Annotated in this window: 6 protein-coding genes; all 6 read left to right on the top strand. The window is 36.5% G+C overall.

Features of this window, described 5'->3' with window-relative positions; translation table 11 throughout:
* Positions 1-1,575: flagellar basal-body MS-ring/collar protein FliF (gene fliF, locus AB1414_11180; GenBank protein MEW6607993.1), on the top strand; the 1,575-nt coding region annotated here is incomplete at its 5' end.
* Between the two features lie 141 nt (positions 1,576-1,716).
* On the top strand, positions 1,717-2,733 hold the full coding sequence (gene fliG / locus AB1414_11185; protein MEW6607994.1) for a flagellar motor switch protein FliG: 1,017 nt from the start codon (positions 1,717-1,719) through the stop codon (positions 2,731-2,733).
* A complete protein-coding gene (locus AB1414_11190) occupies positions 2,726-3,568 on the top strand; it encodes a FliH/SctL family protein (GenBank protein ID MEW6607995.1) in 843 nt (280 codons plus the stop codon). Before fliG ends, AB1414_11190 begins: the two co-directional genes overlap by 8 nt.
* Positions 3,569-4,124: 556 nt before the next feature.
* Positions 4,125-5,519 (top strand): hypothetical protein, encoded by a 1,395-nt coding sequence (locus tag AB1414_11195; GenBank protein MEW6607996.1) that lies wholly within the window; start codon positions 4,125-4,127, stop codon positions 5,517-5,519.
* Positions 5,512-6,396: a hypothetical protein gene (locus tag AB1414_11200; GenBank protein MEW6607997.1), complete on the top strand. Its 885-nt coding sequence runs from the start codon at positions 5,512-5,514 to the stop codon at positions 6,394-6,396. The genes AB1414_11195 and AB1414_11200 overlap by 8 nt, the downstream gene beginning before the upstream one ends.
* A gap of 70 nt (positions 6,397-6,466) precedes the next feature.
* On the top strand, positions 6,467-6,620 hold a 154-nt coding region (locus AB1414_11205), incomplete at its 3' end, for a GxxExxY protein (protein MEW6607998.1).

A 6,620-nucleotide genomic window follows, 5' to 3' on the forward strand; every position in this document is an offset into this window, starting at 1 on the left:
TTGACTCGCACCCAAAAGATAACGATTGGTGGAGTTGCCGCAGCAGTACTTATAGTCCTGTTATTCTCACTCCAATATGTTGGGAAAGTAGAGTATGTTAATCTGTATGTTAATATTGAGCCACAAGAGGCAGGAAAAATAACGGCTAAACTGGATGAATGGAAACAACCGTATAAATTAGTTGGGACAACGATTAAGGTTCCAATAAAAGACCGTGATAGATTAAGAATAGATTTAGCCAGAGAAGAATTAGCACCAAAAGGTGGAATTGTTGGTTATGAATTGTTTGATGTAACTAAATTAGCCATAACAGATTATGAACGACGAATTAACTTTCTTCGAGCCTTACAAGGCGAACTAACAAGAACAATTGAGGGAATAGACAATATAGACGAAGCAAGAGTCCTTTTAGTCCTACCTAAAAAAGAATTATTTACTGAAGAAGAAAAAGATGTCACTGCATCCATTAAATTAAAACTCGCTCCTCAAACTACCTTAACTACTGACCAGGTTAAAGGAATAATCAACTTAGTAACTCACGCCGTAGAAGGCTTATCACCTGAAAATGTGACTATTGTTGACAATAGAGGTAATATTTTATCCGACATAAAAGAATCTGTAGATGGAAAACTTGAAGATTTAGCCGTTAAACAATTAGATGTTCAGCGCGCTGAGGCTAAAGATTTAGAACAAAAGATTCGTAAAAAATTAGCCCGGGTAGTTTCCCCGGATAGTATTGAAGTATTTGTCAAATGGGAGATGAATTTTGACCGTGTTGAGAGTAAAGAAGAAAAATATAGTATGCCAGGATTTGAGCAGTTAAAGGTAAGTGATGAGGTGATAAAGGAAGAACTTAAAGGAAAAGTAACGATGCCTGGTGGTGCACCCGGCGTAGAGGCTCAAATGCCTGGTTATAAAGGTGCGCTTACCCCCGAAGGACCAGTAGAGTATAAAAAGGATGAATCAAGAATTAATTATCTTGCAGATAAAGAGGAGGTATTGACCGTAAAATCTCCGGCTATATCTAAAATATCAGTTGCGGTCGTTATTGATGGCATCTATGAGCGAGATAAATATGGTAAATTAAAACTCGATAAAGATAACAAACTCATCTATAAACCACGCACTCAGCCGGAAATGAAAAAATATGAGAATTTAGTCTGGGGCGCTATTGGTGCAGAAAAAGGAAAAGTATATTCTGACCGTGAATATATTGTTCAGGTAGAAAATGTTCAATTCGACCGCACCAACGAATGGGTAGAAGAACTAAGAACCACCAAAGAAGAATCACAGGCACTAATTAGGATGTATATTATGGCGGGAATTTTAGTCCTGCTTTTAATTGGTGGTTTGATTGCTTTGATGATTCATCGAAGAAAAGTTATTGCTCGGGAAGAAGCCGCAAGAATCGCCGCATTAGAAGCCGCAAGAAGAAAAGAAATAGAAGAAAAAGAGGAGTTAGCAGAAGAAGGAATTACACCCTTTGAAGAAGAAATTAAAAACATGGCCAGGCAATTTCCACAACAGGTAGGCCAAACGCTCAGTACCTGGTTAGCTGAGGCAGAAGCAGTATAGTATAATTGGTAAATGGTAAATGGTAACTGGTAATTGGTGAATGGTAACTGGTAATTGGTGAATGGTAACTGGTAATTGGTGAATGGTAATTAGTTACTAATTACCATTCACCAGTTACCAAACAAAAGGAGGCAAATCATTATGGCTGTAGTTGAATTAACCGGTCCCCAAAAAGCCGCAATACTTATGGTGGCACTTGGGAGTGAAATATCATCTGAGGTATTCAAATATTTACGAGAAGATGAGATGGAATCTTTGACAATGGAGATTGCTAATTTGCCAAAGATTTCTCCAGAACAGCGAGAACAGGTGATGAATGAGTTTCATCAGATAATGACGGCACAGAGATTTATACTTCAAGGTGGTGTGGACTATGCTAAAGAACTTTTAAAACGCTCGCTGGGTGAAGAAAAGGCTCAGGAATTAATAGATAAATTACTTTCTCAAAAGAAACCATTTGAGTTTATGCGTAAGGTTGACCCGGTTCAACTACTCACTACGATTCAATCTGAACATCCACAAACCGTTGCTTTGGTTTTAGCCTATCTACCTCCAGAACGGGCATCAGTTATTTTAGGTGAGTTACCATCTGAGATTCAAGCGGATGTCGTCAGACGATTAGCGGTGATGGAAAGAGGTTCTCCAGAGGCACTTCAAAAAGTAGAAACTATATTACATACAAAATTGGCGGCTTTCACGACCACGACTAAAGGAAAGGAGGCACGAATAGGTGGAGTTGATTCAGTCGTTGATATGTTAAATCAGGTCGAACGAGATGTAGAACGAACAGTTTTAGAAGGTGTTGGAGAACAAGACCCGGAGTTAGCCGAAGAAATTAGAAAACGAATGTTCACATTTGAGGATATTACTCGACTGGATGATAGGTCAGCACAACGAGTTTTGCGGGAAGTAGATATTCGTGAATTAGCTATGGCACTTAAAGGTGCCTCAGATACGGCTAAAGATATGGTCTTTAAAAATATGCCTAAACGCGCCGCGGCTATGTTGAAAGAAGAAATAGAATTCTTAGGCCCTGTCCGAGCAAGAGATGTTGAAGAGGCTCAGCAAAAGGTGATTAATGTGATTAGACAACTGGAAGACTCCGGAGAAATAGTCGTTGCTCGCGGCGGAAAAGGTGGGGAGAAAATCATTGTCTAATATCTATCGAAAGGAATTTTTACCTCCAGATGGCGCTGAAGTAATGCTGGAGTTTCAACTTAAACCAGCACCTGAAGGGAAAACTATCTTAGATGTTATAGAAAATAGAATTAAGAAAGGACAGATTAAACTACTCAATTTACAAAAGAAAATTAAAGAGGCAAGTGAAAAAAATCGTAACCTCGAGGAAGATATTTTATTTGAGGCAAAAGAAAAAGCAGAGAAAATTATAACTGAGGCAAAAGAATCATCTAATCAAATCCTTAATGAGGCTCATGAAAAATCTAATGAAATTCTGACAAAAACTAATTCGGAAATAGACCAGGTTACTCAAGTAGCCAAACAAGACGGTTATGAACAAGGATTTAAGAAAGGTAAAGAAGAAGGAATCAACACTGGTCAGGAGGTGATAAAAAAGACTTTAAGTCAAATCCATAATGTCTTGCTTGAGGCAAAACATAAACGAGAAGAAATTATTCAGACTAATCAAGAAATGATTCTTGATTTAGCCTTAATGATTGCCAAAAAAATAATTAAAACAGAACTTGCCACAAATAAACAGGCAATTTTAAAAAATTTAACCCAGACACTTAAAAAGGTAAAAAACAAAGAAGAAATCAAGGTAAAAATCAATCCCGTGCATCTCCAGGAATTATCATCAAAAAAGGAAGAACTCCTCTCTCAAGTTTTTGGTCTGGAAGGAATAAATTTTGAAGAAGATGAAAATATCGAACCAGGAGGTTGTCTCATAGAAACTAATTTTGGACTGATTGATGCAACTATTGCTACACAATTGGAGATGATACAACAAGCATTAAATGTCAAGGATGGATAGAAATAGTCAATGAGGATGAGAAGGTAATAAGTTAAGAGGATGAGAATATTAGACGATTAGCGAATTAGAGATTAGAGAATTAAGAGAATGAGATTGAAACCATAAATTTTCTTTTATTCTCTGTGTTTCCTGTGGTGAAAAAACTATTTTTCAGGAGAACGAACATGCCCCTGCAGGGCACAAATGACGATGAAAATGTAATTTTGTAACTCACGCAATTACAATAACTTACGAACATTTTCAGGAGAAACGGTCATGAACCGTTGGTTCACAAATGAGGATGAAAATAGTAGATAGGAGATAGAAGGTGGGAGATGGGGAGATAAGCATGAGGAGTGGTGTTTTCTTTACTTTCTACTCTCTACTTTCTACTCTCTACTTCCTATTTTCAGGGGAAACCGGGCATGAGCCTGCGGCTCACAAACGAAGATGAAAATTTTTGGAGTGCGGTGGCTTGCCACCGCTTTGGAGGTAAGCCAAAAGTGGCTTTGGCAAAGTAAAGCAAGCCAAAGCGAAAGCAAGCTTTCGCACTCCAAATACTATTTTCAGGGGAAATATGAAAGGATCTTCAAGTAAGGAAAAATTTATAATATGGCATCCAGAAGTTCATAAGATTTATGGAGAAACCCTTTATTTTTTTCTGCTTAATTTTGAACCAGGGATATTTGGTAACGACGAATATATGGAAAAGATAAAAAATGCTCTTGAATTGTGTGAGATAAAGGGTTACTCTATCTATTTCGTATTTGGTCACTATGATTGTCTCCTTCGGGTCTGGTTAAAACCCGGCAAGGAGACAATTTTCAAACGAAAGATTGCAGATACAAATCTACCAATAAAAGTGATAGATACCTTTATCTGCGAACCAGAGAATTTATCTCATTATTTTTGGAGAGGAGAGAAAATTAATCCCAAAGAGATAGATGAAAAGATAGAGAAATATAAGAGTGAAGATCTAAATAATCTTCAGGAAAACTTAGATGAAGAACTATGTAAGGAACTTGAGAAACAAAGACTTGCATTTATCAAGGAAAGGGGAGAGGGCAAAATAAAGTTCTATATAATCTTGAACCCCCCTTTTACTGAGCATAGTCAAGAAGACATAAAAGAAGGAATAGAAGATGTCTTGAATACAAAAGAGTCAATAACGAAAGCAGAAAATATATCACTCTATTCGGGAAAAGGGTTTGGCAGGTTTTTAGTAAAGGGAGAGGTTGAAAAGGACGAATTTTATGCAATATTTCATTTAGTGAAAAATCTTAATGAATCTAAACCGGTAAAGATGGACTCTGAAACCCTTATCATTGCCAAAGTCACAGAAAATGAATGGGATAATGTAGATTTCACTAAGCCGGTAGAAAAATATAACGAGTTGATAAAATTTTTGGAAATAAAAGAAAATGAGTTCAATAAATTATCAGAAGATACAAAGATAACTCTCTTAAATTTGTTCTTCGCTATTAAAGAGCCTGATAATGTCCTTAAAAGAATCTTTAAGGGAGTAATTGATAGAGATGGAGACAGTATCCGAAAAGAGATGGTTTTATTCTTTGACATAGAGGATTCTCTTTCAAAACTTTTTTGGGTATCAATGGAAAAAATCTATGGTCCAGGATGGCAAATAGCAAAGGGAGGAGAGTTTGCAGAGGCAATAGGAAAAGAAAATCTGAGAGATATGAGTATATACGACTATATTTGTTTGCTGGGATATATGGAAGATAAGGGCCTCTTGAAGTATAATGACTACCCCATAGAGTTACCTAAGGATTGGCAGGTCACCTTGAGAAAAATGTGGGATTGGAGAAATAATCTGGCTCATGGCAGAATCAAGGGAGATGAATTGTTGAAAGCATGGAAAAGGGTAGTAGAGCTCTTTATAGAGATAATCCCTATTCATAAGGCATTAAATGAAGTAATAGAAAATTTAGAGAGGAGAGCGAAAAATGAGTGATAGATATCTAAGCAAACCTCGTTTAATACCAGATGTAGAAAGGATTTTGCTCTATTTGATTATTCTTAAGGATATTACCAAAGAGAAGAAGGAAGAAATCCAGATAGAGAAAAAGGAGGAAATTCAAATAAAGTTAGATAATGAAGTGATGCGTATAAGTGATCCATTTAATGTCCCTCTATGGGTAGCAAATAAATTAGAGCCAGAAGATGTTAAACTTCTATTTCATTGGGTAGAGAAAAAATATACTAACCTGATAGAAGAAGGATTTCAAGACAAAAAAATAGGATTGATAGTCTTGTGTAATCATAAGATTGTGGCTACTTCAGATGATCCAGATGGACTCATGGATGAAGAAATAACATCTTTTGCAGAGAAGGAAGGGAAAATACCATATGTCATTACCAGAAGTAGACTTATTGAGGAAATAAAGACATCAGATTGGAACCAAGTAAATAACGATGATTGGTATCCTACCATCCCACTCTATCTTAAAAGTAAAAATGCTGTAAAAAAGGATATAAGAATAGAAGCGGATTTTGATACTGGGAACCCCGTTGGTGGATGTCTTGCTTTTCCTGACGAATTTCGCCGTTCTTTAGGAGAACCAGGTGGTATAACAAGAAAGGAGATTAGATTCGGCAGGGAATATGAGTTTTTTTTAAAAGATATTAAAATAGGAATAAGGGATGGTGAAATGGAGAGAGTAGAAGATTTTAAAGTGAGATTTGTAATCGATAGTGACTGGATATGGGCATTCCAAATAGGATTCAACCCTAAAAGAAAAGGTTTTGTTGGAAGAAATATACTTTTTAAATCCTTTTTCTGTGTAACCTTAAATCCAAAAACACGCACTTCAATGCTTAAATTACTCTAATAACATTTCAGAGAGCAGGAAAGATTTTGTAAGGGTTCAGGGAGGATAAAAATAAGGAGAAAGGGAGAAGATGGAGAAGTGGAGAAAAGAAGAGTTAAGTGATAGGATTATTAATGCCTGTATTAATGTCCATAAAAAGTTAGGACCTGGTTTTCTGGAGAGCATCTATCACAATGCCTTGAAGGTTGAGTTTGCAAGACAGAACATCATCTTTGAATCAGAAA

It is taken from the genome of bacterium, from assembly GCA_040755795.1.
Lineage (GTDB): Bacteria > UBA9089 > CG2-30-40-21 > CG2-30-40-21 > SBAY01 > JBFLXS01.